25 protein-coding genes are annotated in these 26,384 nt (G+C 67.2%); 13 read left to right on the top strand and 12 right to left on the bottom strand.

From position 1 onward, the window contains the following. Positions 1-53: 53 nt before the first annotated feature. A complete protein-coding gene (locus tag C4F17_RS30130) occupies positions 54-956 on the bottom strand; it encodes a LysR family transcriptional regulator (protein WP_106938100.1) in 903 nt (300 codons plus the stop codon). 111 nt (positions 957-1,067) lie between these two features. Between C4F17_RS30130 and gcl the strand changes: the two genes are divergently transcribed. The 3 genes from gcl to C4F17_RS30115 are packed head-to-tail and all read left to right on the top strand — an operon-like array spanning position 1,068 to position 4,596. Continuing rightward, positions 1,068-2,861, top strand: a complete 1,794-nt coding sequence (gcl, locus tag C4F17_RS30125; RefSeq protein ID WP_106938099.1) for a glyoxylate carboligase — start codon at positions 1,068-1,070, stop codon at positions 2,859-2,861. 13 nt (positions 2,862-2,874) lie between these two features. Further along, complete coding sequence (hyi, locus tag C4F17_RS30120; protein ID WP_106938098.1) at positions 2,875-3,660, top strand: hydroxypyruvate isomerase; 786 nt, start codon at positions 2,875-2,877, stop codon at positions 3,658-3,660. Positions 3,661-3,687: 27 nt separating this feature from the next. After that, positions 3,688-4,596: a 2-hydroxy-3-oxopropionate reductase gene (locus C4F17_RS30115; RefSeq protein ID WP_106938097.1), complete on the top strand. Its 909-nt coding sequence runs from the start codon at positions 3,688-3,690 to the stop codon at positions 4,594-4,596. A gap of 304 nt (positions 4,597-4,900) precedes the next feature. Here C4F17_RS30115 and C4F17_RS30110 read toward each other — a convergent pair whose 3' ends face one another. After that, positions 4,901-6,238, bottom strand: a complete 1,338-nt coding sequence (locus C4F17_RS30110; RefSeq protein ID WP_106938096.1) for an NAD(P)/FAD-dependent oxidoreductase — start codon at positions 6,236-6,238, stop codon at positions 4,901-4,903. 188 nt (positions 6,239-6,426) lie between these two features. Here C4F17_RS30110 and C4F17_RS30105 point away from each other — a divergent pair, with 188 nt between their 5' ends. The 4 genes from C4F17_RS30105 to C4F17_RS30090 all read left to right on the top strand — a co-directional run bounded on the left by C4F17_RS30105 (position 6,427) and on the right by C4F17_RS30090 (position 11,681). Then, positions 6,427-8,730, top strand: coding sequence for an NADP-dependent malic enzyme (locus tag C4F17_RS30105; RefSeq protein WP_106938095.1), 2,304 nt, complete (start codon positions 6,427-6,429; stop codon positions 8,728-8,730). 269 nt (positions 8,731-8,999) lie between these two features. Then, complete coding sequence (locus tag C4F17_RS30100) at positions 9,000-10,034, top strand: ABC transporter substrate-binding protein (protein WP_106938094.1); 1,035 nt, start codon at positions 9,000-9,002, stop codon at positions 10,032-10,034. After that, entirely contained in the window at positions 10,034-10,897 is an 864-nt protein-coding gene (locus C4F17_RS30095) for an ABC transporter ATP-binding protein (RefSeq protein ID WP_081269322.1), read from the top strand. Before C4F17_RS30100 ends, C4F17_RS30095 begins: the two co-directional genes overlap by 1 nt. 13 nt (positions 10,898-10,910) lie before the next feature. Next, the gene (locus C4F17_RS30090) at positions 10,911-11,681 is read left to right on the top strand and encodes an ABC transporter permease (protein ID WP_081269321.1); all 771 of its coding nucleotides are present in this window, start codon (positions 10,911-10,913) and stop codon (positions 11,679-11,681) included. Between the two features lie 49 nt (positions 11,682-11,730). Here C4F17_RS30090 and C4F17_RS30085 read toward each other — a convergent pair whose 3' ends face one another. From C4F17_RS30085 to C4F17_RS30075, 3 genes are read right to left on the bottom strand one after another with little or no spacing between them, the layout of a single operon-like run. After that, positions 11,731-11,952, bottom strand: a complete 222-nt coding sequence (locus C4F17_RS30085) for an oxidoreductase-like domain-containing protein (protein WP_081269320.1) — start codon at positions 11,950-11,952, stop codon at positions 11,731-11,733. 13 nt (positions 11,953-11,965) lie between these two features. Beyond that, positions 11,966-13,318 (bottom strand): sensor histidine kinase, encoded by a 1,353-nt coding sequence (locus C4F17_RS30080; protein ID WP_081269319.1) that lies wholly within the window; start codon positions 13,316-13,318, stop codon positions 11,966-11,968. Next, a complete protein-coding gene (locus C4F17_RS30075; protein WP_106938093.1) occupies positions 13,315-14,004 on the bottom strand; it encodes a response regulator in 690 nt (229 codons plus the stop codon). Before C4F17_RS30075 ends, C4F17_RS30080 begins: the two co-directional genes overlap by 4 nt. A 110-nt stretch (positions 14,005-14,114) precedes the next feature. On the opposite strand from C4F17_RS30075, the gene C4F17_RS30070 reads away from it, so the two are divergent. Further along, positions 14,115-14,804 (top strand): phosphatase PAP2 family protein, encoded by a 690-nt coding sequence (locus C4F17_RS30070; protein WP_234383168.1) that lies wholly within the window; start codon positions 14,115-14,117, stop codon positions 14,802-14,804. Positions 14,805-14,808: 4 nt separating this feature from the next. Here the strand turns inward: C4F17_RS30070 and lpxO are convergent, their stop codons facing one another. The 3 genes from lpxO to C4F17_RS30055 form a co-directional block, all read right to left on the bottom strand. Next, positions 14,809-15,705, bottom strand: a complete 897-nt coding sequence (gene lpxO / locus C4F17_RS30065; protein ID WP_081269317.1) for a lipid A hydroxylase LpxO — start codon at positions 15,703-15,705, stop codon at positions 14,809-14,811. Positions 15,706-15,804: 99 nt separating this feature from the next. Next, positions 15,805-17,232, bottom strand: coding sequence for a sensor histidine kinase (locus C4F17_RS30060; RefSeq protein WP_081269316.1), 1,428 nt, complete (start codon positions 17,230-17,232; stop codon positions 15,805-15,807). Continuing rightward, positions 17,229-17,912 (bottom strand): response regulator, encoded by a 684-nt coding sequence (locus C4F17_RS30055; RefSeq protein ID WP_081269315.1) that lies wholly within the window; start codon positions 17,910-17,912, stop codon positions 17,229-17,231. Before C4F17_RS30055 ends, C4F17_RS30060 begins: the two co-directional genes overlap by 4 nt. 158 nt (positions 17,913-18,070) lie before the next feature. On the opposite strand from C4F17_RS30055, the gene C4F17_RS30050 reads away from it, so the two are divergent. Genes C4F17_RS30050 through C4F17_RS30040 form a run of 3 tightly spaced genes read left to right on the top strand, consistent with a single transcriptional unit; the run spans position 18,071 to position 20,790 of the window. Beyond that, positions 18,071-19,198, top strand: a complete 1,128-nt coding sequence (locus C4F17_RS30050; RefSeq protein WP_155742569.1) for an alpha/beta fold hydrolase — start codon at positions 18,071-18,073, stop codon at positions 19,196-19,198. 29 nt (positions 19,199-19,227) lie between these two features. After that, positions 19,228-19,587, top strand: coding sequence for a winged helix-turn-helix transcriptional regulator (locus C4F17_RS30045; RefSeq protein ID WP_081269313.1), 360 nt, complete (start codon positions 19,228-19,230; stop codon positions 19,585-19,587). A 21-nt stretch (positions 19,588-19,608) separates the two neighbouring features. Next, positions 19,609-20,790 (top strand): serine hydrolase domain-containing protein, encoded by a 1,182-nt coding sequence (locus C4F17_RS30040; RefSeq protein ID WP_106938092.1) that lies wholly within the window; start codon positions 19,609-19,611, stop codon positions 20,788-20,790. 23 nt (positions 20,791-20,813) lie between these two features. Here C4F17_RS30040 and C4F17_RS30035 read toward each other — a convergent pair whose 3' ends face one another. From C4F17_RS30035 to C4F17_RS30025, 3 genes are read right to left on the bottom strand one after another with little or no spacing between them, the layout of a single operon-like run. Beyond that, positions 20,814-21,215 (bottom strand): OsmC family protein, encoded by a 402-nt coding sequence (locus C4F17_RS30035; RefSeq protein WP_106938091.1) that lies wholly within the window; start codon positions 21,213-21,215, stop codon positions 20,814-20,816. A gap of 28 nt (positions 21,216-21,243) precedes the next feature. After that, positions 21,244-21,738: a GNAT family N-acetyltransferase gene (locus C4F17_RS30030; RefSeq protein WP_081269310.1), complete on the bottom strand. Its 495-nt coding sequence runs from the start codon at positions 21,736-21,738 to the stop codon at positions 21,244-21,246. 32 nt (positions 21,739-21,770) lie between these two features. Next, positions 21,771-22,238, bottom strand: a complete 468-nt coding sequence (locus tag C4F17_RS30025) for a winged helix-turn-helix transcriptional regulator (RefSeq protein ID WP_081269309.1) — start codon at positions 22,236-22,238, stop codon at positions 21,771-21,773. A 128-nt stretch (positions 22,239-22,366) separates the two neighbouring features. On the opposite strand from C4F17_RS30025, the gene C4F17_RS30020 reads away from it, so the two are divergent. Next, positions 22,367-23,668, top strand: coding sequence for a D-amino acid dehydrogenase (locus C4F17_RS30020; RefSeq protein WP_106938090.1), 1,302 nt, complete (start codon positions 22,367-22,369; stop codon positions 23,666-23,668). A 117-nt stretch (positions 23,669-23,785) separates the two neighbouring features. After that, positions 23,786-25,072: a diguanylate phosphodiesterase gene (locus C4F17_RS30015; RefSeq protein ID WP_106938089.1), complete on the top strand. Its 1,287-nt coding sequence runs from the start codon at positions 23,786-23,788 to the stop codon at positions 25,070-25,072. On the opposite strand, the gene C4F17_RS30010 is transcribed toward C4F17_RS30015, so the two are convergent. Beyond that, entirely contained in the window at positions 25,047-26,126 is a 1,080-nt protein-coding gene (locus C4F17_RS30010; protein WP_106938088.1) for an aromatic ring-hydroxylating dioxygenase subunit alpha, read from the bottom strand. The two genes, C4F17_RS30015 and C4F17_RS30010, sit on opposite strands and share 26 nt — an antisense overlap. Positions 26,127-26,384 lie beyond the last annotated feature (258 nt).

Genomic DNA, 26,384 nt, shown 5'->3' with positions numbered 1-26,384 from the left:
ACATTCGCGGAGGGGAGTACCCGGTGGCCTGTGCACACGCCCCGGATAACCTCTCACCCCGCCCACCAGCCTTCGTCAAAACGCCCCTGGAGGAAAGCCACGAAGCCCGACACCTTGCCCGGCACCAGCTTAGGCGAAGGAAACACGGCATGTATCTCCTGCTCGGGCAAGGCATGGTCGCCGAGCACCTCGCGCACCTTGCCGGTGGCCAGCGACTCGCTCGCCACATAGCGCGGCATCAGCGCGATGCCGAGCCCGTCTCTCGCGGCGGCCAGCACGGCAGAGAGGTTGTTCGAGCGAAAGCGCCCCGACACCGGCACCGTGACAGGCTCGCCCCGGGGCGTGTGCATGCGCCAGAACTCGTCCCCCACCACGCTGCTGTAGATCAGCGCCACATGCCCACTCAGGTCCTGTGCACGCCTGGGCGTGCCATGCTTCTTCAGGTAGGCCGGTGACGCGACCATGACCCAGGGGTTGGCGCCGAGGTAGCGCGCACCCAGCGACGAATCGGCCAGCTTGCCCATGCGGATGGCCACGTCGATGCCCTGCGCGATCAGGTCCACGTAGCGGTCCTCGAAGCTCAGGTCGAGCTGCACCTGCGGATGGCGGCGCATGTATTCGAGCGCCAGCGGCACCACCACCCGCCGCCCGAAGGCCACCGAAGTGCCCACCCGCAGAAGCCCCTGCGCCTGGTTCTGCCGCAACTGCACGATGCTCTCGGCCTCCTCCGCCTCGCGCACGATGGTCTTGCACTTCTCGTAATACAGCGCACCGGGCTCGGTGAGGCTCACGCCGCGCGTGTTGCGGTTGAGCAGCCGCACCTTCAGCCGCGCCTCGGTGGCCGCGACCTGCTTGGTCACGGTGGGCTGCGTCGTGTTGAACTCGCGCGCCGCCTTCGAGAAGCTGCCGGTCTCGACCACGCGCACGAACATTTCCATTGCCAGCAATCTGTCCATGGCCGGATGGTAGCCACTTATTCCATGGCGGAATAGGTTTTATGGCCTCCAGCCGTCTTCTTCGAATGCGCCCCGCTTCCTACAGTGGGACCACCTCAAGGAGACATGCAAATGGCAAAGATGACAGCGGTCCAGGCCGCGGTTCTGGTGATGGAAAAGGAAGGCGTGACGCAGGCCTTCGGCGTGCCGGGCGCGGCAATCAACCCGCTGTACTCGGCGCTGCGCCAGCGCGGCAGCATCGCGCACATCCTGGCGCGCCACGTGGAGGGCGCCTCGCACATGGCCGAGGGCTACACCCGCGCGGTGGCCGGCAACATCGGCGTGTGCATCGGCACTTCGGGCCCGGCGGGCACCGACATGATCACGGGCCTGTACTCGGCGTGGGCCGACTCCATTCCCATTCTTTGCATCACCGGCCAGGCGCCGCGCGCGCGGCTCTACAAGGAGGACTTCCAGGCGGTGGACATCGAGTCGATCTCCAAGCCCGTCACCAAGTGGTCGGTCACGGTGCGCGAGCCCGGCCAGGTGCCGCAGGTCTTCCAGCAGGCCTTCCATCTGATGCGCTCGGGCCGCCCCGGGCCGGTGCTGATCGACTTGCCGTTCGACGTGCAGATGGCGAAGATCGAATTCGACATCGACGCCTACCAGCCGCTCACACCGTACAAGCCCGCCGCCACGCGCGCGCAGATCGAGAAGGCCATCGGCATGCTGAACGCGGCCGAGCGCCCGCTGATCGTGGCCGGCGGCGGCGTCATCAATGCCGATGCGGCCGACCTGCTGGTGCGCTTTGCCGAGGCCACCGGCGTGCCGGTGATTCCCACGCTGATGGCATGGGGCGCCATCGCCGACGACCATCCGCTGATGGCCGGCATGTGCGGCCTGCAGACCAGCCACCGCTACGGCAACGCGACCATGCTCGCCAGCGACTTCGTGCTGGGCATCGGCAACCGCTGGGCCAACCGGCACACCGGCTCGGTCGACGTCTACACCAGGGGCCGCACCTTCGTGCACGTGGACATCGAGCCCACGCAGATCGGCCGCGTGTTCACGCCCGACTTCGGCATCGTGTCGGACGCCAAGGCGGCGCTCGAGCTCTTCGTGCAGGTGGCCGAGGAGATGAAGGCCGCGGGCAAGCTGCCGAGCCGCGTCACCTGGGCCGGCGAATGCCGCGAGCGCAAGAGGACGATGCTGCGCAAGACCAATTTCGACGACGTGCCGATGAAGCCGCAGCGCGTGTACCAGTGCATGAACAACCACCTGGACCGCGACACCTGCTACGTGAGCACCATCGGCCTGTCGCAGATCGCGGCCGCGCAGTTCCTGCACGTGTACAACCCGCGCCACTGGATCAACTGCGGCCAGGCCGGCCCGCTAGGCTGGACCATTCCCGCCGCGCTGGGCGTGCGCGCCGCCGACCCCACGCGCAAGATCGTCGCGCTCTCGGGCGACTACGACTTCCAGTTCATGATCGAAGAGCTGGCCGTGGGGGCGCAGTTCAAGCTGCCGTACCTGCACATCGTGGTCAACAACTCCTACCTCGGGCTGATCCGCCAGGCGCAGCGCGGCTTCGAGATGGACTACTGCGTGCAGCTCGCGTTCGACAACATCAACGCATCGGCCGACAGCGGCATCGAGCGCGGCTACGGCGTGGACCACATGAAGGTGGTCGAGGGCCTGGGATGCAAGGCGATCCGCGTGCGCAAACAGGAAGAGATGGCACCCGCCATCGAGCGCGCCGAAGCGCTCATGGCCGAGTTCCAGGTGCCCGTGGTGATCGAGGTGATGCTGGAGCGCGTGACCAACATCGCGATGGGCACCGAGATCGACGCCATCAACGAATTCGAACCGCTGGCCGAGAGCACGGCCGACGCACCCACGGCCCTTGCCGTGGCAATGCTGGATTGAGGAGACCTTGCACATGCCCAAATTCGCAGCCAACCTCACGATGCTCTTCACCGAGCTGCCCTTCATGCAACGCTTCGAAGCCGCCGCCGAGGCGGGCTTCAAGGGCGTGGAGTACCTGTTCCCCTATGCCTTCGAGAAGAAGGAGCTCGCAGCCGCCTTGCGCGCCAACGGCCTGCAGCAGGTGCTGCACAACCTGCCGGCCGGCGACTGGGACAAGGGCGAGCGCGGCATCGCCTGCCATCCGGAGCGCACCGGCGAGTTTGCCGAAGGCATCGCGATGGCCATCGACTACGCGAGCGCACTCGGCTGCCCGCAGGTCAACTGCCTGATCGGCAAGGTGCCGCCGGGCGCCGACATCAACGTTGTCAACCGCACGGTGATCGACAACCTGCGCCTGGCCGCGCGCGAACTGGAGGCCGCGGGCCTGCGCCTGCTGATCGAGCCGATCAACAGCTTCGACATTCCGGGCTTCTTCCTCACGCGCACCGACCAGGCGCTGGCGCTGATCGAGGCGGTCGGCTCGTCCAACCTGCGGGTGCAGTACGACATCTATCACGCGCAGCGCATGGAGGGCGAACTCGGCAACACGCTCTCGAAGCACCTGGCGCAGATCGGCCACATCCAGCTGGCCGACAACCCCGGACGCGGCGAGCCGGGTACGGGCGAGATCAACTACCCGTGGCTGTTCCGGCACATCGATTCGCTCGGCTACGACGGCTGGATCGGCTGCGAATACAAGCCGCGCACCGACACCGTCAACGGCCTCGGCTGGCGCGAGTCACTCACGCAACAGCAATAAGCACCGGACAGACAAGGAAACACAGACATGGCAACCCAGCAAAAAATCGGATTCATCGGCCTCGGCATCATGGGCGCGCCCATGGCGGGCCACCTGCTCGACGCCGGCCACCAGCTGTTCGTGAACACGCACGGCAACACGCCGGAGCCCTTCGTGTCGAAGGCCACCATCTGCGCCTCGGGCGCCGAGGTGGCGCGGCAGGCCGACATCATCTTCATCATGGTTCCGGACACGCCCGACGTGGAGAAGGTGCTGTTCGGCGAACCCGGCAAGGAAGGCGTGGCCGCCGGCCTGAAGGACTCGCACGGCAAGATCGTGGTGGACTGCAGCTCCATCGACCCGATCGCGACGAAAGACTTCGCGCGCCGCATCACGTCGCTGGGCGCCGGCTACATCGACGCGCCGGTCTCCGGCGGCGAAGTGGGCGCCAAGGCCGCGAGCCTCACCATCATGTGCGGCGGCGACGAAGGCACCTTCGGCCGCGTGAAGCCGCTGCTCGACAGGATGGGCAAGAACGTGACGCTGGTGGGCGGCGCGGGTGACGGCCAGGTCTGCAAGGTGGCCAACCAGATCATCGTGGCGCTGAACATCGCAGCCGTGAGCGAAGCGCTGGTGTTCGCCTCGAAGGCCGGCGCCGATCCCGCCAAGGTGCGGCAGGCGCTGATGGGCGGCTTTGCCAGCTCGCGCATTCTCGAAGTGCACGGCGAGCGGATGATCAAGCGCACCTTCGCGCCGGGGTTCCGCATCTCGCTGCACCAGAAGGACCTGAACCTGGCGATGCAGAGCGCGCGCACGCTGGGCGTGTCGCTGCCGCAGACGGCCAATGCGGCGCAACTCATGAACGCATGCGCGGCGCTGGGCTATGGCCAGCTGGACCACTCGGCGCTGGTCAAGGCGCTCGAGGCGCTTGCTCAGCACACTGTTTCGCCGGACTGAGGGGCTGCCGGGATCCCGAGGGGTCATTCGGGGTATGTGCACAGGGCACCGGGTACTCCCCTCCGCGAATGTCCCCCGCCTTCGGCTCCTCCTTTATTTCGCTGCGGGGAGCACCCGGCGCCCTGTGCACAACGAGCGCTGCTCTTGCGCTGGCTGATCAACAAGTGCGCTGAACGATCACGACGGCGGGGTGCCTTGCGCAGCGAAATAAAGGGGTAGGCCGCAGGCCGGAGGACATTCGCGGAGCAAGGTACCCCGTCGGCGTGAGCGAGCCCCGAATACCCCCGCAGTGCCTGAAAAGAGATCAGGTCTTCACCGCGTCGAGAGACTCTTTCAGATTGCGCCGGCGCCACGCCCAGGTCTTCACGGCCTGCGGCAGGATGCCGAGGCATGACGCGTAGTACGTCACCTTGAAGCCCCAGAAGCGCGGCCCGATGGGCGTGTCGCGGAACAGGTCGCCCGCCAGGATGGACAGCAACGCCTCCTGCATGCGCCAGATGTTGCGCGGCGCCATGAACAGCCGGCGGATGGCCGGCGAGGTGATGCGGTAGATGAACCACGAGAACATCTTCGGCCCGCGCTTCATGACCTTCTCGTAGTGGCGGAAGGCGCGCTCGGCTTCCCTCGCCTCGCCCTTGAGCCAGTGGTCGGCCGCGGTGGCGGCCTCGAAGCCGCTGTTCATCGCCAAGTACACGCCCGACGAGAACATCGGATCGACGAAGGCATAGGCGTCGCCGACCATCATGAAGCGGTCGCCGCGGCAGAACTTCGAGTCGTAGGCGTAGTTGCCGGTGGAGGTGGCGCCTTCCATCAGCGTGGCGTTCTTCAGCCGCGCCGCCAGCTTGGGCGCCAGCGCGATGGTCTCCATCAGGAACTCCTCGAGCGAACCCTTGCGGCGCTTGAAGTAGGCCGGCGACGCCACCGCGCCCACGCTCACCGTGCCGTCCTTCAGCGGGATGTACCAGAACCAGCCATGGTCGAACCAGAACAGCGAGATGTTGCCCTCGAAGCGGCCGGGCCGGCGCTCGGCGTTGGCAAAGTGCCCGTAGAGCGCGGCGCTCGCATGCTTTCGGTTGCGCTGCTTGGCGTCGAACTGGTTCGACAGCAGTGTGTCGCGCCCGCTCGCATCGATCACGAAGCGCGGGCGCCAGCTGGTCTCGGCGCCGTCGTCGGCCTTGACCTTCACCAGCGGCCGGTTGTCGGGCGTGCCCTTGCCCGCATCCATGTCCACGCCCATGACGCGCTGCCCCTCGAAGGTGCGCGCGCCCCGTTTGCCGGCATGGCGGAACAGCAGCTCGTCGAATTCCGAACGGCGCACGTGCACGGCGTAGGGAAAACTCTTGTCCATCGCCTGTCCGAAGTCGAAATGGCTGCTGTGGTCGTGCCAGGGCGAGACGAACTCGGCGCCGTGCTTGCGCAGGCCGATGGCCTCGACCTCGGTGCGCACCCCCAGGCGGTCGAACAGCGGCATGTTCATCGGCAGCAGCGACTCGCCGATGTGGAAGCGCGGGTGCTGGGCTTTCTCGATCAGCACCACGTCGTGGCCCTTGTCGGCCAGCAGGGCCGCCACGGTCGAACCCGAAGGGCCGCCGCCGATGACGACGACGTCAGGGTCGGTGCTTGTGAAAGGTCCGGGTGTCATACGCTCTTGTCCCTCGTTGTGGTTGTGCTGCTGGTTAACGCTAATTAACAGTTGCGCAGTTTAGCGAAGCGACCGCCCCGCCTTATCCGCCGGAAGATATGGATCCAGGCGTTTTCGGCATTCCCCCTGTAAGAACAAGCCGCCCTTTTGCGGTAGCCTCGTTGCCCGTCAGAAACAAGGAGACTTTCATGGCTGCACCCCTTTCCCCTGCAGAAGAAGCACTTCGCGAGGCAGCGCGCGAGTACCACCGCTCGCCCGTCAAGGGCAAGATCTCGATCACCCCGACCAAGCCCCTGCTGAACCAGCGCGACCTGTCGCTGGCGTATTCGCCGGGCGTGGCCTATCCCTGTCTCGACATCGCGGCCGACCCGTCGCTGGCGGCCGAATTCACCGCCCGTGGCAACCTGGTGGGTGTCATCACCAACGGCACGGCCGTGCTGGGCCTGGGCAACATCGGCCCGCTGGCGTCCAAGCCGGTGATGGAAGGCAAGGGCTGCCTGTTCAAGAAATTCGCCGGCATCGACGTGTTCGACATCGAGCTGGCCGAGAACGACCCCGACAAGCTGGTCGACATCATCGCGGCGCTGGAGCCCACGCTGGGCGGCATCAACCTGGAAGACATCAAGGCGCCCGAGTGCTTCTACATCGAGAAGAAGCTGCGCGAGCGCATGAACATCCCGGTGTTCCATGACGACCAGCACGGCACGGCCATCATCTCGGCCGCGGCCCTCCTCAACGGCCTGGAACTGGTCGGCAAGAAGATCGAGGAAGTGAAGATCGCGGTCTCCGGCGCCGGCGCCGCCGCCATCGCCTGCCTCGACGTGATGGTCGGCCTGGGCGCCAAGCCCGCCAACATCTACGCCTGCGACTCCAAGGGCCTGATCTACATGGGCCGCGCGGGCGGTTTCGACGAATCCAAGGCACGCTACGCCCAGAAAGACACCGGCGCCCGCACCCTTGCCGACGTGGTGAAGGACGCCGATGTGTTCCTGGGCTGCTCGGCCCCGGGCGTGATGACGGCAGAGATGGTCAAGACCATGGGCACGCAACCCATCATCCTGGCGCTGGCCAACCCCGAGCCTGAAATTCGCCCCGAACTGGCCAAGGCCGTTCGGCCGGACTGCATCATCGCCACCGGCCGTTCGGACTATCCGAACCAGGTCAACAACGTGCTGTGCTTCCCCTACATCTTCCGCGGCGCGCTCGATTGCGGCGCCAGCAAGATCACGGAAGAAATGAAGCTGGCCTGCGTGCGCGAGATCGCCGACCTCACCAAGGCCGACATCAGCGAGGAGGTGGCCACCGCCTACGCCGGCCAGGAGCTGGCCTTCGGCCCCGACTACATCATTCCCAAGCCCTTCGACTCGCGCCTGATCCTGCGCATCGCGCCGGCGGTGGCCAAGGCGGCCGCGGCTTCGGGCGTGGCCTCGCGACCGATCGAGGACATGGAGGCCTACCGCCAGCACCTGACGCGCTTCGTCTACCAGACCGGCATGTTCATGCGCCCGGTCTTCAGCGCCGCCAAGATCGCCGCCGCCAAGCGCGTGGCGTACGCCGAGGGCGAGGACGAGCGCGTGCTGCGCGCCGCCCAACTGGCCGTCGACGAAGGCCTGGCACAGCCGATCCTGGTCGGCCGCCCCGCCGTGATCGAGGCGCGCATCAAGAAGGCCGGCCTGCACATCCGAGTCGGCACGGACGTGGAAGTCGTCGACCCCGAGGACGATCCGCGCTTTCGCATCTACTGGGAGAGCTTCCACAAGCTCATGGGCCGCCGCGGCGTCACGCCCGAGGCCGCCAAGACCATGGTGCGCCGCTCCAACACCATCATCGCCGCGCTGATGCTGCACCTGGGTGACGCCGACGCCATGATCTGCGGCCTCGTCGGGCGCTTCGACGTGCATCTGGAGCACATCCGCAACCTGATCGGCCTGAAGCGCGGCGCGCCCGGCTTCGCGACGCTGAACGCGCTCACGCTGGAAAAGCGCACCGTCTTCATCACCGACACCAACGTGAACGAAGACCCGAGCGCCGAGCTGCTGGCCAGCATCGCCATGATGGCCGCCGAGGAAGTGCGCCGCTTCGGGCTGCCGCCGAAGGTGGCCTTCCTCTCGCACTCGAACTACGGCACCTCCAGCCGCGGCTCGGCACGCAAGATGCGCCTGGCGCGCGACCTGTTCGCGCAGATGGCGCCCGACATCGAGTGCGACGGCGAGATGCACGGCGACTCGGCACTGTCGGAAGAAATCCGCCGCACCGCCCTGCCCGAGACCACGCTCACCGGCGAAGCCAACCTGCTGGTGTGCCCGAACCTGGACTCGGCGCACATCCTCTACAACGTGCTGAAGATGACGGGCGCCAACGGCATCACTGTCGGCCCGATCCTGCTGGGCGCGGCGGGTTCGGCGCATGTGCTGACGCCCACGTCGACCGTGCGGCGCATCGTCAACATGACGGCGCTGGCGGTGGCGAACGCAACGACCGCGCTGAAGTAAGACGGTTTTCCCACCCATGAAAACGCCCCGCTGCGGCACTCGCAGCGGGGCGTTTTTCTTGGCCCCGATCGGGCGTGGACGACCCATGTTGGCTCGCATTCGGTGCAAGCGCCCCCTGAAATCGAAGGGATTTCCCGTCGAAGGTGCAGATTCCAGGGGCTACGCACCACTCTGATCCACGGGGAGGGTTCGCACCAATCACGTGCGGGCACCGTTTTTGCTTGAATGCCGGCAACACCTTGCATTCACCTTTCACGGAACGATCCCGCATGAACAAGCGCCACCTGCTCCAGTCCTTCCTCGCCGCCTCGGCGCTCAGCTTCGGCCTTGCTCCGGCCTTCGCGCAGACCTCGACGCCGATCAAGTTCCAGCTCGACTGGCGCTTCGAAGGGCCGGCCGCGTTGTTCCTGCATCCCGCCGCCAAGGGCTACTTCAAGGCCGCCGGCCTCGACGTGACCATCGACGCGGGCAACGGCTCGGGCGGCACCGTCACGCGCGTGGCCTCGGGCGCCTACGACATGGGTTTCGCCGACCTCGCGGCGCTGATGGAGTTCCACGCCAACAACCCCGACAGCCCCAACAAGCCGGTCGCGGTGATGATGGTCTACAACAACACGCCGGCCTCGGTCATGGCGCTCAAGAAGAGCGGCATCACCAAGCCGGGCGACCTCACCGGCAAGAAGCTGGGCGCGCCGGTGTTCGACGCGGGCCGCCGCGCGTTCCCCATCTTCGCCAAGGCCAACAACATCGGCGCCGTCAACTGGACCGCGATGGACCCGACGCTGCGCGAGACCATGCTGATGCGCGGCGACATCGACGCCATCACCGGCTTCACCTTCACCTCGCTGCTCAACCTCGAGGCGCGCGGCGCCAAGGCGGCCGACGTGGTGATCCTGCCCTACCCCGACTACGGCGTGAAGCTGTACGGCAACGTCATCATCGCCTCGCCCAAGCTCATCAAGGAGAACCCGGCGGCGGTGAAGAAATTCCTCTCGGCCTTTGCCAAGGGCGCGAAGGAAGTCATCGCCAACCCGGCCGTGGCCATCGAGTCGGTGAAGGCGCGCGACGGCATCATCGACAGCAAGCTCGAAACCCGCCGGCTGCAGCTGGCGATCGACACCGTCATCAACAGCGCCGATGCGCGCGCCGAGGGCTTCGGCGCGGTGAACTCGGGCCGCATGTCGCTCATGGCCTCGCAGGTGTCCGACGCCTTCGCCACCAAGACGCGCGTGAACCCCGACGCCGTGTGGACCTCGGCCATGCTGCCGCCGGCGGCCGAACTCAACGTCCTGACGAAGAAGTGATGGCGGACGCATCGCTCGCAACAAATACGGCCGCCCCCTTCGTCGACTTCCAGGACGTCTGGCTCGCCTACAACGAGGAGCTGCTTCGCGCCAACCACTTCGCGGTCGAGGCCATCGACCTGAAGGTCAGGCGCGGCGAGTTCATCGCCATCGTCGGCCCCTCGGGCTGCGGCAAGTCGACCTTCATGAAGCTCACCACCGGGCTGAAGATGCCGTCGATGGGCAAGATCCGCATCGACGGCCAGCCCGTGACCGGGCCGCTCAAGATCTCGGGCATGGCCTTCCAGGCGCCGTCGCTGCTGCCGTGGCGCACCACCGTCGACAACGTGCTGCTGCCGCTGGAGATCGTCGAACCCTACCGCTCCAACTTCAAGTCGAAACGCAAGGAATACGAGGAGCGTGCCCGCCGGCTGCTGCAGAAGGTGGGCCTCGGCGGCTATGAAGACAAGTTCCCGTGGCAGCTCTCGGGCGGCATGCAGCAGCGCGCGAGCATCTGCCGCGCGCTCATCCACGAGCCCAAGATGCTGCTGCTCGACGAGCCCTTCGGCGCGCTCGACGCTTTCACGCGCGAAGAGCTGTGGTGCATCCTGCGCGACCTGTGGACCGAGCAGCAGTTCAACGTGATCCTGGTCACGCACGACCTGCGCGAATCGGTGTTCCTGGCCGACACGGTGTACGTGATGAGCAAGAGCCCGGGGCGCTTCGTGGTCAAGCGAGAGATCGAGCTGCCGCGCCCGCGCGAACTGGAGCTGACCTACACCAAGGAGTTCACCGACATCGTGCTGGAGCTGCGCGGGCACATCGGCGCCATCCGCAACACCGGCATCAGCGCGGCGCAGACCGCCGCCGCCGTGTCCCACTGAGCCGCGCATCACCATGAAGAACACCAAGCAAATCGAACGCTGGTCGCCGTGGCTGCTGCTCGTGGCGGTGCTCCTGCTGTGGCAGGTCATCTGCGCGGGCTTCGAGGTCTCCGACTTCATCTTCCCCAGCCCCCTGCGCATCTGGAACCAGTTCTGGGAGTTCAAGGAAATCATCGCGGGCCACGCGTGGCGCACCTTCTGGGTCACGATGGCGGGCTTCGGCCTGGCGATCGTGGTGGGCGTGCTGATGGGCTTCGTCATCGGCAGCTCGCGCATCGCGTATGCGGCGATCTACCCGCTCATGACGGCATTCAACGCACTGCCCAAGGCGGCCTTCGTGCCGATCCTGGTGGTGTGGTTCGGCATCGGCGTGGGCCCGGCGATCCTCACGGCCTTCCTGATCAGCTTCTTCCCGATCATGGTCAACATCGCGACCGGCCTCGCGACGCTGGAGCCCGAACTCGAAGACGTGCTGCGCGTGCTCGGCGCCAAGCGCTGGGACGTACTCATGAAGATCGGCCTGCCGCGCTCCATGCCCTACTTCTTCGGCTCGCTGAAGGTCGCGATCACGCTGGCCTTCGTCGGCACCACGGTGAGCGAGATGACGGCGGCCAACGAAGGCATCGGCTACCTGCTGATCTCCGCCGGCTCCGCCATGCAGATGGGCCTGGCTTTCGCGGGCCTGATGGTGGTGGGTGCGATGGCGATGCTGATGTACGAACTCTTCAGCGTGATCGAGAAGCACACCACGGGGTGGGCGCACCGCGGCTCGCAGAACCAGTAGGCTGCAGCCCGCGAAGCTGGCAGGTCGGTTGCCGGCCCCGGCCCCCCACTCACCCCAGCAACAGCGAAGCCTCGTCCCGCCAGTAGTTCACCGCCGCGAGCCAGCCCTCCCACACGCAGCCGTTGCAGCCCCGCCCGCAGCAGGTGGTGGGCTCGGGCGGCGGTGGGCGCAGGACGACGCCTTGCGCGTCGAGCAGCGCCTGCACGCACACGATCAGCGCTTGCGCTTCGGCGAGGTTGGTGGGTTCCGGCAGCCGGTCGATGGGGTTCATGGCATCAAGGTCCTCAGGCCGCCAGGTTCAGTTCGAGCCGCATCCTTGCACCTCCCGATTCGCTCGAGCCGATCGTGAGCTGGCCGCCGTGCAGCCGCGCGACCTCGGCCACCAGGTGCAGGCCGAGCCCCGCGCCGCGCCCGCGCGGCACCAGCCGGTGGAACGGCGCCACCACGCGCTCGCGGTCGGCCTCCGGAATGCCCGGCCCGGAGTCGAGCACCTCGAAGCCTGAGGGCTCCCACAGCCGCACCTGGATGTCGCAGCCCTGCCCGCCGTGCTCGATGGCGTTCTGGATCAGGTTGGTGAGCGCGCGTTCGAGCGAGGGCGCGTCGCCGCGCACCAGCAGCGCCCGGGGCGCATCGACCGACAGCGTGCAGCGGTTCATGATCGCCAGCGGCGCGATGTCGGCCGCCACGCGCTCGCACAGCGGCTTCAGATCGACCTGCGCGTCGTGCGAGGCGATGCGGTCCAGCCGCTGCAAATCGAGCAGTTGCTCGGCCAGCGTGGCCAGCCGCGCGGAGGCCTGCCTGAGCTTCACCTTGAGCGGATCGTGGGGCAGCCGCTCCAGGTGGATCTGCAGGGTGGTGATGGGCGTGCGCAGCTCGTGCGCGGCATCGGCCAGGAAGCGCTCCTGCCGGTCGTAGCCTTCGTTGAGCCGGTCGAAGGCCCGGTTCACGGCGTTGACCAGCGGGCGGATCTCGCTTGCCACGTTGGCCAGCGGCAGCCGCGTGGTGCGCTCGTGCACGTCGATGCTCTCCGCATGCTCGGCGGTGGCCACCACGCCCTTGAGCCCGCGCTTGACCACGAAGGGCGTGGCCAGGATCACGCCAAGGCAGGTCACCAGCGCCATCGGCGCCACCAGAAAGAGAAACACCAGGCCCGTGCCCTTGAGCGTGGTCTTGACGGTGAGCGGCGCGCCGGTCTGGGCCACCACGTTGACGGGGCCCGTCGCGTCGGTTTCCACGCGTTCGAAGCGGGCCTTGGGCTGGGTGTTGTCCTTCGACGGGTCGATGGTCAGGCGCTCCATGCCGTCGAGCGTGGTCGCCAGGCCGGCGTACTTCGCGGGTACATCGCCGTGGCGCACTTCGGAGCCCGCGGCGTCGCGCGCGATGAACCAGAACGAAGAGTCGGCCTCGTCCAGGCGCCGGATTTCGGGGGTCGGCGCAACGGCGAGCCGACCTTCGGCGTCGCGCGTGAGCGCGCGCTGGATCACCGCGATGGTCTCCTGCCCGGTCTCGTCGACGATGCGGCCGGCCACCCACGCCAGGCCGATGAAGCCGCCCAGCACCAGCGAACCCACCACCACCTGCAGCAGGATCAGGCTCCAGATCAGCCGCCAGCGCAGCGAGAGCAGGCTCAGGCTCATCCGATGTTCGGCGGCGTAGCCGCGCAGATCAGGTAGCCCACGCCGCGTATCGCATGGATCTCGACCTGCGCGCCGGCCTTGTCGAGCTTGGAGCGCAGCCGCGACACGTGGGTGTCGAGCGCGTTCGACTGGATCTCGTCCTTGTCGCCGTAGACGCGGTCCTGCATGGTCTCGCGCAGCACGGTGCGGCCGCGGTGCTCGAGCAGCGTCTCGAGCACCAGCAGTTCGCGGCGCGGCAGCGTGAGGTTCAGGTCACCGACGTGGGCCTGCCGCATGTGGTGGTCGAAGCTCAGCTGCCCCAGCGTCATGGTGAAGTTGGCGCGCACCGCGGGGCGCCTGGCCAGCGCGCGCACGCGGGCCATCAGCTCGTCCATCGAAAAGGGCTTGGCCAGGTAGTCGTCGGCGCCGCCATCGAGGCTCAGCACCCGCTCGGCGACATCGGTCATGGCCGTGAGCACCAGCACGGCGGTGGAAATCTCGTTGTGCCGCAGGAAGCGCACCAGCGACAGTCCGTCGCCGTCGGGCAGGCCCCGGTCGAGCACGATCACGTCGTGCGGCGCGCTCAGCACCGCTTCCTCGGCCTCGCGCAGCGAGCCCGCCACGTCGACCACCGCCTGGTTCTGCCGCAGGGCCGAGGCCAGGGCTTGCGCGAGGTCGACTTCGTCTTCGACGAGCAGGATTCTCATGAGGGATGCGGCAGGGGCTGGATGCGGGAAAAGAGGCGGGCCATTCTAGGAGAGGGCTTTTGACGCGACGCAATGTTCACGCAATGCAGCGGCATAAGCTGGGGCGCTCCATGACCTCCCGCCCGGCGACTTCCTCCCCTCTGCCTTCGCGGCCCTGGTACCTGGCGTTGGGCCATCGGATCGCCACGCTCTGGCTGGTGAAGATGATCGGCACCACCGTCGGCATCTCGGGCTTCTTCGTCGTGTACTTCTGGGTGATGCACCACCCGCCTTCGGCGCCGACGGTGATGCCGCTCACGCGCCTCGACCACTGGGTGGGCGTGAGCGGCGACGCGATGGTGCTCTACGGCTCGCTGTGGTTCTACATCTCGCTGGCGCCAGCCTTCGCGAAGGACAAGGCGCAACTCCAAGCCTGCGCGCGTGACGCCGCCATCATGGCGGCCATCGGCCTCATGGTGTTCTGGTTCTTTCCCACGACAGTGCCGGTGTTCCCGGTCGACTGGTCGCAATATCCGGCGCTGCAGTTCCTGAAAGCCACAGACGTGGGCGGCAATGCGTTCCCGTCGCTGCATGTCGCGTTCGCGGTGTTCACCGCGGTGCTGCTGCGGCGTCAGCTGCGCAGCGTGCAGGCACCGGCGTGGGTGCAGGCACTGAACATGCTGTGGGCGCTTGGCATCGTCTACTCGACGCTGGCGACGCGGCAGCATGTGCTGCTCGACGTGCTGGGCGGCACGTTGCTTGCTGCCGTCGTGTGCCGGGCAGGCAGCCCGCGCGGCGAGCTGGTGCCGGCCGGGGCCTGAAGGCTTACCAGAAGATCCAGAGGGCCAGGCCGCCGAAGATGGCCCACTTCACGAGGTAGTACACCCGCTTGTCCCATGCCTTCAGGCGCTTGCCGACCACGCGGATCTGGTAGATGTACTTGAATGCGCGGTTGATGCCGCCGGTCTTGTCGCCCGCGTCGTTGGGCGAACTGGCCGCGGCAAGCAGGTTCTTGGCGAACCAGCGGTTCACCGCACTGGCCCAGCGGTACTTCAACGGGCGCTCGATGTCGCAGAACAGGATCACGCGATCGTGGTCGGTCGTGTTCTCGGCGTAGTGGATGAAGGTCTCGTCGAACACCACCGCCTCGCCGTCGCGCCAGTGGTAGCGCTGGCCGTCCACGTCGATGTAGCAGCCCTCGACGCCCGGCGTCCACAGGCCCAGGTGGTAGCGCAGCGAGCCCGCGAACGGATCGCGGTGGCGCACCAGGCGGCTGCCCGGGGGCAGCTCCGCGAACATCGCGGCCTTGATGGTGCCGATGCCCTTGAGCAGCTCGGTCGTGCGCGGGCACAACACGGCGGCCGAGGGATGCGCCTCGTCGTACCACTTGAGGTAGAAGCGCTTCCAGCCGCTCTTGAAGAACGAGTTGAAGCCCACGTCGTTGAACTGGCTCGAGGCCTTGATGCTGCCGCCGTTGCGCATGGCCAGGGCTTCCTCGCGGATGACTTCCCAGTTCTCCTCGAGGATGCGCATCTCGGGGAACTGCGCGGGCGACAGGTACGGCGTACCGGGTACCTTCGAGAAAAGGTACATGAAGACGTTCAGCGGGGCGAGGAAGGTCGAGTGATCAGAGAGCTGTCTGAAGAAACGATGCCGTACCTGGCCGCGGAAATGAACGTAGAGCGCGCTGAGCGCGAAGATGGCAAGAATGACCCACTTCATTGGAAAGTGTCCTGTAAACGGCGCCGGGTAGTGTAAATCGTCGCCCCGAAACGGACCTGACTCGGGCCGATTGCCCTTTGGGCCGCCCCGGGGGCGGTGTCAGCTGCAGAGCATGGGCTGCGGCGCCTCGGCCATCGCCAGCGGCAGCCGCACCGTCGCCAGCAGGCCGCCTTCGGCGGTTTCGCCGAGCGTCACCTCGCCGCCGTGCCGGTCGACCACCGACTTCACGATGGCCAGGCCCAGCCCGCTGCCGCTCTGGGTCTGGTCGGGGTTGCGGAAGAAGCGGTCGAACACCCGCTCGCGCAGCGCCGCCGGAATGCCCGGTCCCTGGTCGGACACCGTCAGCAGCGCATGCGGGCCCTCGTGCGCCACGTGGACCATCACCGTGCCGCCCGCGGGGCTGTACTTGATGGCGTTGTTGACGAGGTTGTCGATCATCGAGACCAGGCTCTCGCGTTCGCCCAGCACCGGCACGTTGTCTTCGCACACCAGCTCCAGCTCGATGCCCCGGGCGCTGGCCAGGCCCTCGATCATGGCGAGGCGGTCCTGCACCAGCGCGTCGAGCGACAGCATCACCGGCAGCGCGTTGTCCGGGACCGCATCGCTGCGCATGAGCTGCAGCAGCTGCCCCACCAGCCGGGCCGCGCGGTCGTTGCTGCGCAACAGGTTGCCCATGAGCTCGCGCTGGCCCTCGTCGGTGCTCTGCTCCTTCAGGGCCTCGACGTTCACGCGCATGGCGGCCAGCGGCGTTCGCAGTTCGTGCGCCGCATCGGCGATCAGGCTGCGCTCGCGCGAGGTGCTGTCGCGCACCCGCTGCAGCAGGCTGTTGATGCTCTGCACCAGCGGCTGCAGCTCCTTGTGCGGCGGCGTGTACGACAGCGGCGTGAGGTCGGCGGGACCCCGCTCGGCGGTTTCCTTGCTCACCTGGCGCCAGGGCCTCAGCGCAAGCCGCACCGACAGCCACGCCGGGAACACCAGGAACGGCAGGCTGATGACCAGCGGCAGCAGGTAGTAGCCCCGGTACATCACGGTCACGGTCAGGCGCCACACGCTGGGTTCGGCCAGCATGACGCGGGTGTCCGTGGTGGGCGACACCAGCGTGCGCGCGCGCCATTCGCGGTTGCCGGCCTTCACTGTCTCGATGCGGTTCGGCACCGAGTTGAGGATCACGGGCACCGCCGCGGTCGACCTGTAGATCAGCCTGTCGCCCTGCCACACCTGCATGACCGGGGCGGAATCGGACGCGGCGTCGCCGTCGCCCACCGTCTCGAGCAGCGCCGCGTCGAAGGCTGCCAGCGTTTCCTGCTGCTTGTCGGGATGGTCGGCCGTGTTCTGCGAGATCGCCAGCACGGTCTGGAAGATCTTGTCGTACTTCAGCAGTTCCGGGTCTTCGTACGAGTCGTACAGCAGCAGCGCGACGGCCATGGTCCATAGCAAGGCCACCACGCCCATCTGCGCCAGCAGCAGGCGCCGCATGAGGGAAGGTTGTTTCCAGTTCTTCCAGCGCTGCGCCAGCGCCTGCATCATTTCGTCGTGCTCCGCACCAGCGATTGCACGTCGATCACGTAGCCGATGCCGCGCACCGTGCGGATGTAGCCCTGGCCGATCTTGCGGCGCAGGTTGGAGATATGCACCTCGAGCGAGTTGCTGCCGTTGGCCTGTCCGCCGGGCAGCACCTGCTCTTCCATCACGCGGCGCGTGACCACGCGGCCGGTGCGCTTGAGCAGCAGCGCCAGCAGGTCGAACTCGCAGCGCGACAGCTCGACCGGCTCGCCGTCGACGAGCACGCCCCGCGTGGGTTCGTGCAGCGCCAGCCCGCGCATGCGGATGGTCTCGTCGTTGAAGCCGTAGCTGCGGCGCGCGAGCGCACGCACCCGCGACAGCAGCTCGGCCAGCGCAAAAGGCTTGACCAGGTAGTCGTCGGCACCGTCGTCCAGGCTGCGCAGCCGGTCGTTGAGCGCGTCGCGCGCGCTCAGCACCAGCACCGGCAATATCTGGCGGTCGCGGCGCAGGCGGAACAGCAGGTCGAGCCCATCGCCGTCCGGCAGGCCGAGGTCGAGCAACACCATGTCGAATGTGCCGCCGTCGAGGGTGCGCAGGGCGTCGTCGAGTCTGCGGACCCACACCACATCCATGCCTTGATTGGCCAGCGCGATGCGCACGCCGTTGCCCAGATCAAGGTCGTCCTCAACAAGCAAAAGATTCATGGGCCTCCATGCGAACGAACCCCGCCCGGTGGCGGGAACGAGGCCGAAGTATCAGACAAGCGGCTGCGGGGTGCTTCAGGAAATCTTCATGAACGCCCAAGCGGGCCTTCAGGTACGAAAACCACACTCGAGCGACCCCTTGCAAACGGAACATCGACGTGAATTCATCACCTGTCCCACCGAACCGCTTCCAACCCCAGCGCCGCGGCCTTCTGCGCGCCCTGGCCCTCACCGGCGCCGCCGGGCTCGCGGCCTGCGGAGGAGGCAGCGGCGCGCGCGCGGGGAGCGCCGCGGCAACAGGTACGGGCTCGGCGAGCGGCACCGGTCCGGTTCGCGTCATCGACCGCCGCGTGAAGGTCTCGGCCTCGCCGCAGGTTTCGCTGCAGGTGCGCGACTGGCAGCGCGCCGGCACCACCGGTCCCACCATCGTGCTGCTGGCCGGGCTGGGCGGCAATGCGCGCTGCTTCGACAGCCTCGCGCCCGCGCTGGCCGCCCGCTCGCGCGTGGTGGCGATCAGCCGGCGCGGCTATGGCCTGTCCGACAAGCCTCTGCCGGTGAAGAGCGCCACCCAGCACTACGAGGTGGAGACCCTCGGCAGCGACCTGAAAGCCGTGCTCGACGACCTGGGCCTGCTGCGCGTGGTGCTTGGCGGCCATTCGATCGCCGGCAACGAGCTCACCCACTTCGCCGGCCGCCACCCCGAGCGCCTGCGCGGGCTCATCTACCTCGACACCACCTTCGACTACACGAAGGACGGTGAACGCGGCGGCGAAGAACTGCCGATGAACAGCAGGCTCGACGAGCCCCGGGCGACGGCCGCGGACCACTGCTCGTTGCAGGCCGCCATCGCCTTCAACCGGCGCAAGACCAAAAACTGGTGGCCAGTCCTGGAGGCCAACCTGCGCGACGCCGTCGAGGTGGGCACCGACGGCAGCGTGCGCATGAACACGCCCGACGACGTGGAGACCGCCATGGACACCGCCGCGCACAACTTCTCGCCCGACTACAAGGCCGTGCGCGTGCCGTCGCTGGTGGTCACGGCCCTGCCGGCCGACAACCGCGACCTGTTCCCGTGGCTCGAACAGCCGTTGGACGCCAGGACTGAAAAGGACGCAGCCGACATGCTGCGCATCTTCCGGCGCGCACGCATCGCGGACTCCAACCGCCTGGTGGAAGCGCTCGACACGCCCAATCGCCTGACCCTCGACAACAGCAACCACACCGACTTCTTCATGGAGCGCGAAGCCGAAGTGCTGCGCGCGATCCAGTTCATGACATGGGCGTGAGCCCGACGGTGCAATCCTCCAGGCCCACAATGAAATCAAAGAAACCCGGCAACGCCGGCATCGCCGCCGCGTTCGACGTCATCGGCGGCAAATGGAAGGCCGTGATCCTGCGCGAACTCGACGCGCAGTCCTTCCGATTCGGCGAACTCAAGCGGCAGCTGCCCGGCATCAGCGAGAAGATGCTGATCCAGCAGCTGCGCGAGCTCGAAGCCGACGGCATCGTCCACCGCGAGGTGTTCCATGAAGTGCCGCCGCGCGTGGAATACTCCGCGACCAAGCTGGGCGCATCGCTCAACGAGGCACTCGGCCCGCTGGCGGATTGGGGCGACCGCAACGCCAAGCGCGTACAGACCGCGCGCGCCAAGGCGCAGGCGGCCAGGCAGCCGTAGCCTCGTGAACCGGAATCCCGAATGTCGTTGCTGAAAATTTCGTCGGCGGTGCTGCTCGCCACCTCTGTGTCGTGGGGCCTGGCGCAAGCGCAGCCGGCGTGTGCGCCGTCGCCCGTCTACGCCGGGCCGCCCATGCGTTCAGCGCCCGATGCGGTCTGGCAGAAAGACTTCAGGCGCTCCATCGACGGGGAGCTTCCCGCCGGGCTGCAGGCCTCGCTCGGCAATGCGCTCGACAAGATGCTGCAGCACGTGCCCGCCGCCAGCGCGGCGGTCGCGATTCCGGGCGAAGGCACCTGGTCGGCCACGCGCGGGCTGGCGCGCAAGGAGCCGCCGCAACCCGTGGCACCCGAGCAGCCCTTCCAAGTGGCGAGCACCGCCAAGACGCTCACGGCCGCAGTCGTGCTGCAGCTGGTGGAAGAGCGCAAGCTCGCGCTCGGCGACACCATCGACAGGTGGTTTCCCGATGCACCCAACGCAGGGCTCATCACCATCGAGCAGCTGCTGCGCCACACCAGCGGCATCGTGAGCTTCAACGCGCTGCCCACGTTCGGAACGGCCTATCGGACGCCGGCGGAGATCATCGCGCTCGGCACTGCGCAGAAGCCGCAGTTCTGCCCCGGGACCAACTGGAGCTACACCAACACCGGCTACGCGATGCTCGGCGTGATCATCGAGAAGGTCGAAGGCGCGCCGCTGGCGGACGTGCTCGCGAAGCGGCTCATCCGGCCGCTGTCGCTCACGCACACGGTCATGCGCAGGCCGGGCGTCGAGCTGCCCGTGGCCACCGGGCACGCGGCCGGCCGGCCGGTCGATGCCCCCGACCAGTACGCCACGCCCTATGCGGCCGGCGCGCTGGCCTCCACGGGCGGCGACCTGGTGCGCTTCTGGCACGCGCTGCTGGCCGGCCAAGTGCTGCCCGAGGCCTCGGTGCACCGCATGTTCACCGCGATGCCCGCCATGCTCGGGCCCTACGCGGGGAGCAATTCGTTCTACGGCATGGGCGTGCAGCTCTACGACGTGCCCGACGGCCCCGGCCTGATGCTGGGCCACAGCGGCGGCATCGAGGGCTTCACCAGCGTCGTGGCCTATGTGCCGGCCGACGACGTGTACATCGCCGTGTCGTTCAACGAGAAAAGCGTGCCGGCCGAGGCGGGCCTGTGGGCGCTGCTGCGCGCCTTGCGGGCGTACCGCGTGCTGAACTGAGCGCGAACGGATGCCGCGCTGGCTCAGTCGGCCCAGCCGGTCTCGATCTCGGTCTTCACCTCGGTCATGAGCTTGTGCACCGGGCACTTGCCCGCCACGCGCAGCAGTTCGTCGCGCTGCGCCTCGCTCAGGTCGCCGCTCACGCGCAGGCCGGACTTCAGGCGGTAGACGCCCTTGCGCTCCTCGCTGTCGTCGCGGTCGACCACCACCTCGATGTCTTCCACCGGAATGCCCTTGCGGCGCGCGTAGATCAGCACGGTGAGCGCCTTGCAGGCCGCGAGCGACGCGTCGTACAGGTCGTGCGGCTCGGGGCCGGCGTCGCTGCCTCCGCCGGCCGGCGAGGCATCGACCGGGATCTCGTGGTTGCGGATCTTCAGGATGTGGCGCGTGCCGGTGGTGCCGTCGCGGCGGATCGAGATGGTCATGCGGATGTCCTTGGTGGGAGGTTGCTGTTCAGGATGCAAGCGGCTTCACGTACAGGATGGTCGTGAAGCCGCTGTGCCATTCGAGATCGGGGTAGCGGTCGGCTTCGCGGTAGCCGAGCGCGAGGTAGAAGCCCTGGCTCTGCGTGTTGAAGGTGTCGGTCTCCAGCCGCGCGAGCGTCACACCGCTGGCGCGCATGCCGTCTTCCGCGAAGGCCATCAACGCGCGTGCGATACCGCGGCGCTGCTGCGCGGCCGGCACGTGCAGCGCATGCACGAAGTCATGCTCCCAATGGACCATGCCGACCACCTCGCCTTCGATCTCGGCAACGAAGAAGGCCGGACCCATCTCGTCGATGTAGCCCACGGGCTCGCCACTCTCGCGGTAGGTGCGCAACGCCTCCGGGCTGAGTTGCGGCAGCCAGGTGCTCGCGAAGGTGTCGTCGAGGATGGCCTTGACGGCGTCGAAGTCGTCCAGCCGCCAGGGGCGGATGGTGATGCCGGGAATGTCGCGGTCCGTGCTCATCGTTGTGTCCAGCGGTCTGTTCAGCGGTCTGTTCAGCGGTCCACGGCCAGCGTCAGGGTTTCCTTGATTTCCTCCATCACCACGTAGCTGTGCGACTCGGCCGCCACCGGCAGCTTCTTGAGGATGTCGCCCAGCAGGTGGCGGTATTCGCTCATGCCGCTGAGCCGCGCCTTCACCAGGTAGTCGAAGCTGCCCGACACCAGGTGGCATTCGAGCACCTCGGGCATGTGCAGCAGCTCCTGCTTGACCTTGTCGAACACGTCGCCTGACTTGGCCGACAGCTTGATCTCGACGAACACCAGCAGCGTCTTGCCCAGTGCCTCGGGGGACACCCGCGCGTGATAGCCGGTGATGACGCCGTCGCGCTCCATGCGCTTCACCCGCTCCGCGCAGGGCGACGCCGACAGGCCGATGTGCTCGGCCAGTTCGGTCATGGAAATGCGGCCCTGGCGCTGCAAGGCATCGAGGATCCGGCGGTCGATTCGGTCGAGTTCGGGCATTTCACTTCGCAGGCGGCCTTGGGTGATTTCCAGCAGCGGATTTCACTGCCGAATCTCAAAAAACAATGGAATCCACTGGATTGTGCATCTTAAATTCCTTTCATTCCATTCGAATCGGCGGATACACCATGAAAGTCATTGTTCTCGGCGGCGGCGTGATCGGTACCACCACGGCCTACTACCTCGCCCGCTCCGGCGCGGAGGTCACCCTGCTCGACCGGCAGGACGGTCCGGCCGAGGAAACCAGCTTCGGCAACGCCGGCCAGGTGTCGCCCGGCTACTCCACGCCGTGGGCAGCGCCGGGCATTCCGCTGAAGGCCATCAAGTGGATGTTCAAGAAGCATGCGCCGCTGTCGATCCGCCCCGACGGCACGATGTTCCAGCTGCGCTGGATGGCCGCCATGCTGCGCAACTGCTCGCCCGAGGCGTACGCCGTGAACAAGGAGCGCATGATGCGCGTGGCCGAATACAGCCGCGGCTGCCTGCAGCAGCTGCGTGCCGACACCGGCCTGCAGTACGAGCAGCGCACCGGCGGCACCCTGCAGCTGTTCCGCACGCAGGCCCAGCTCGACGCGGTGCAGCGCGACATCGCGGTGCTCGAAGAGTGCGGCGTGCCATACGAACTGCTCGACCGCGATTCGCTGGCGAGCGTGGAGCCCGCGCTGGCCGGCGCACGCGACCGCCTCACCGGCGGCCTGCGCCTGCCCAACGACGAAACCGGCGACTGCCACCTCTTCACCCGCGGCCTCGCGGAAATCGCGCGCGGCCTGGGCGTGGACTTCCGCTTCGGCCAGACCATCGCCGGCCTGGAAACCGACGGCAGCCGCATCACCGGCGTGCGCACCACCACCGGCAAGATCCTCACCGCCGACCGCTACGTGATGGCCTTCGGGAGCTATTCGCGCGCGGCCATCGCCTCGCTGGGCCTGGACATCCCGGTCTACCCGGTCAAGGGCTATTCGCTGACCGTGCCGCTGCTGGACGAATCGCTGGCCCCGCAATCGACGGTGCTCGACGAGACCTACAAGGTGGCCGTCACCCGCTTCGACAACCGCATCCGCGTGGGCGGCATGGCCGAGCTGGGCGGCTTCGACCTGCGCCTGAACCCGGCGCGCCGCGCCACGCTCGAAAAGGTGGTGACCGACCTGTTCCCCGGCGGCGACGTGCCGCGCGCCACGTTCTGGACCGGCCTGCGCCCGATGACGCCCGACAGCACGCCCATCGTCGGCGGCACACGCTACGCCAACCTGTTCCTCAACACCGGCCACGGCACGCTGGGCTGGACCATGGCCTGCGGCTCGGGCAAGCTCATCTCCGACATGGTGATGGGCCAGCGCCCCGAGATCCGTACCGACGGACTCGCGATGGACCGCTACGAACAGGGCGCGCCGCGCGCAACGCGCCCCAGCACCGCTGCCGCACCCGCCTGACGCACCTGACGAAGGCTTGGGCCACGCCGTCACGGCACATTGGCCTACAGGATCGCCGCAACCTCGCGGTTGCACGGTTGGTTTCCGCCGCTACCCTCGAGGGGACGGATCCAACTCATGCAACCCCTCATTCACATCGCCTACGCGAGCAAAGCGACACAAGCCTTCGACCCCGGCGCCCTGGCGCAGCTGATGCAGAGCGCAAGCAGCGCCAATGAACGCCGCGGACTCACGGGCTTTCTGCTCTACGACAACCGCCATTTCTTTCAGTTGCTGGAAGGTCCGCCGGCCGTTGTCGACGAGACCTTCCAGAAGATCGTCGCCGACGCGCGGCATGGCGAGATCGTCCGCATCCTGAACGAGCCCCTTCCCGCGCGCCAGTTCGACGAATGGTCCATGTCGTTCATGGCCATGGCGCCGGGCGAACTCCGCGCCATCGACGGGCTGCAAGACGTCTTCGACGCAGACGCCACGTTCACGCAGTTGAATCCGGCACAGGCGCGCCGGGTGATTGCCGCCTTTGCCGACGGACGCTGGCGGCAGAACATCGTCGGGCGCGCATCGCAAGGAAGGGCGACCGTCCCCGGCGCGGCCACCGACGCGCCGGACTTGACCGCGCCCGCATCGGCGGCCTGGGCGTCGGCGTACGGCCGCAGCTATGCCTATCAGCCGATCGTCGACACGGCGGCACTGAAGGTCGTGTCCTATGAGGCCCTCGTTCGCGGAGCCCGCGGCGAATCGGCCTTCCAGGTGCTGGGGGCGGTGCCTGCCGCGCAGCTCCACGGCTTCGACGCCGAAGGCCGAACCGAAGCCATCGCTCAAGCGGCGCGCCTGGGGATCGCCTGCGACCTGAACCTGAACTTCATGCCGCAGAGCGCCGTCGCGTCCCCGCGCGTTCTGGACAGCACCGTGGCCGCGGCCCGGCGATGCGGTATCGGGCTCGACCGCATCGTCATCGAGATCACGGAGACCGAGGCCATCCAGGACCATCGCGGCTTCTCGGAGTCGATCGACGTGTACCGGCGCCAGGGGTTGAAGGTGGCCATCGACGACTTCGGGGCCGGTTACTCGGGGCTGAATCTGCTCGCCGAATTCCAGCCCGACCAGATCAAGGTGGATATCGCCCTGGTGCGCCAGATTCAGGTCAACGGGCCGCGCCAGTCGATCGTGCGGGCGATCGTCGGCCTGTGCCGCGAGCTGTGCATCGACGTGATCGCCGAAGGCATCGAGTCGACGGACCAGCTGCGCTGGCTGGAAGACGAAGGCGTGCACCTGTTCCAGGGCTACCTCTTCGCGAAGCCGGGCTTCGAGTGCCTGCCGATGCCCGCGTTTCCCCAGCCTCGCCAGATGCAGCCGTCCCAGACCCAGGCCCAGACCCTTACGCGGCCTTCGCAACAGGAATGACGGCGCCCATGCTGCGGTGGACCTCGGCTTCGCCATGCTTCGCCAGCAACTGCATCAGGTGCTTGCGGATCAGCATGCCCGGCTTGTCCGACTCCATCGAATACTCCACACCGCGCCGGCGCGTGTCGACCAGCGCGTCCGGATCGGTCGACTCGAGGATGTCCTTGTCCTCGCGCGTCACCGCATCGTCGAAGTCGATCAGCATCTGCGCCGCGCAGTCGGCCTCGGTGTCGTTGCGGAACAGCCATTGGCACAGCTGCATGCGCCCGTCGTCGATGGGGGTGAAGCAGTTGATGATGATGTGGCGCACACCGCTCGGATACTCGATGTCGAGCCGCCGCGAGAACGGCAGGAAGTATGCGTTGCGCATGTGGCGCGTGGTGATCGGGTCGGTCACGCCGCTGATCGCGTGGAACTTCACCGGGTTCGTGGCCTCGATGACCGTCTCGGCATAGAAGCCCGTCTCGTTTTCCACCAGTTCGTACTTGCTCGGCTTGGGGCTCGCGGCCACGCCGAAGGTGGCGCGATGCACGAAGCTGAAGTGCGAGTTGTCGAACGAGTTTTCCAGCGCGCGCATCGGGCTGGTCTGCCACTTCTCGTAGAACTGGAAGATGGTGCGGTAGCCCGGGTCGTCGAACTCGGGAATGACGGGGATGTCGGCGATCGGATCTTCCAGCGCCACCCAGGCATAGCCGTAGCGCGCGGTGCAGTGGTAGGCGGTGGTGCGGTACTCGGGCGAGATCTTGCGGTCGGCGTCGTACTGCGGAATGCGCACCACTTGGCCGCTGCGGTCGTAGGTCCAGCCGTGGTAGCCGCACTGGATGGCACCGGTGCCGCAGGCCTGGCCTTCGCTGTCCACGCACCAGCCTTTTGACAGCTTCGCGGTGCGGTGGCAGCAGCGATCGCGCAGCGCGGCAGGCTGGCCGTGCGAATCGATGAAGAGAACGATGTCCTCTCCCAGCAGCTTGAAAGGCTTCGGGCCGTGGGCGAGTTCGGTGAGCGGCATGACGGCATGCCAGAACTTGCGGAAGACGGGTTGTTGGGTAACGAGCATGCGCGGACTCCTTCTGTGGTCGTGTGGGGACGAACTGAAAGAGCAATTTCCTGCCAGGGACGGACGATGCCCGCCGCGTGGCTGAACGCTTCTACTCTGCGCAAGCTGCCTTGCAAATTGCGCGCCCGGATTGTGGCTCCGCTTTTTCCGCGATGCACGCTTTCTTTCGCAATGCCCGAGCAAAAGCCTTGGCATGCCTCGTGCATCGACCAGTGCAAGAGTAGAAGCGTTCAGCAGCGCACGCACCATCCACGTGCG

Origin of the sequence: Variovorax sp. PMC12, from assembly GCF_003019815.1 — a bacterium.
In the GTDB taxonomy this organism is placed as follows: domain Bacteria; phylum Pseudomonadota; class Gammaproteobacteria; order Burkholderiales; family Burkholderiaceae_C; genus Variovorax.
The sequence above is the reverse complement of the archived record's forward strand: the minus strand, read 5'-3'. Positions and strand labels throughout refer to the sequence as shown.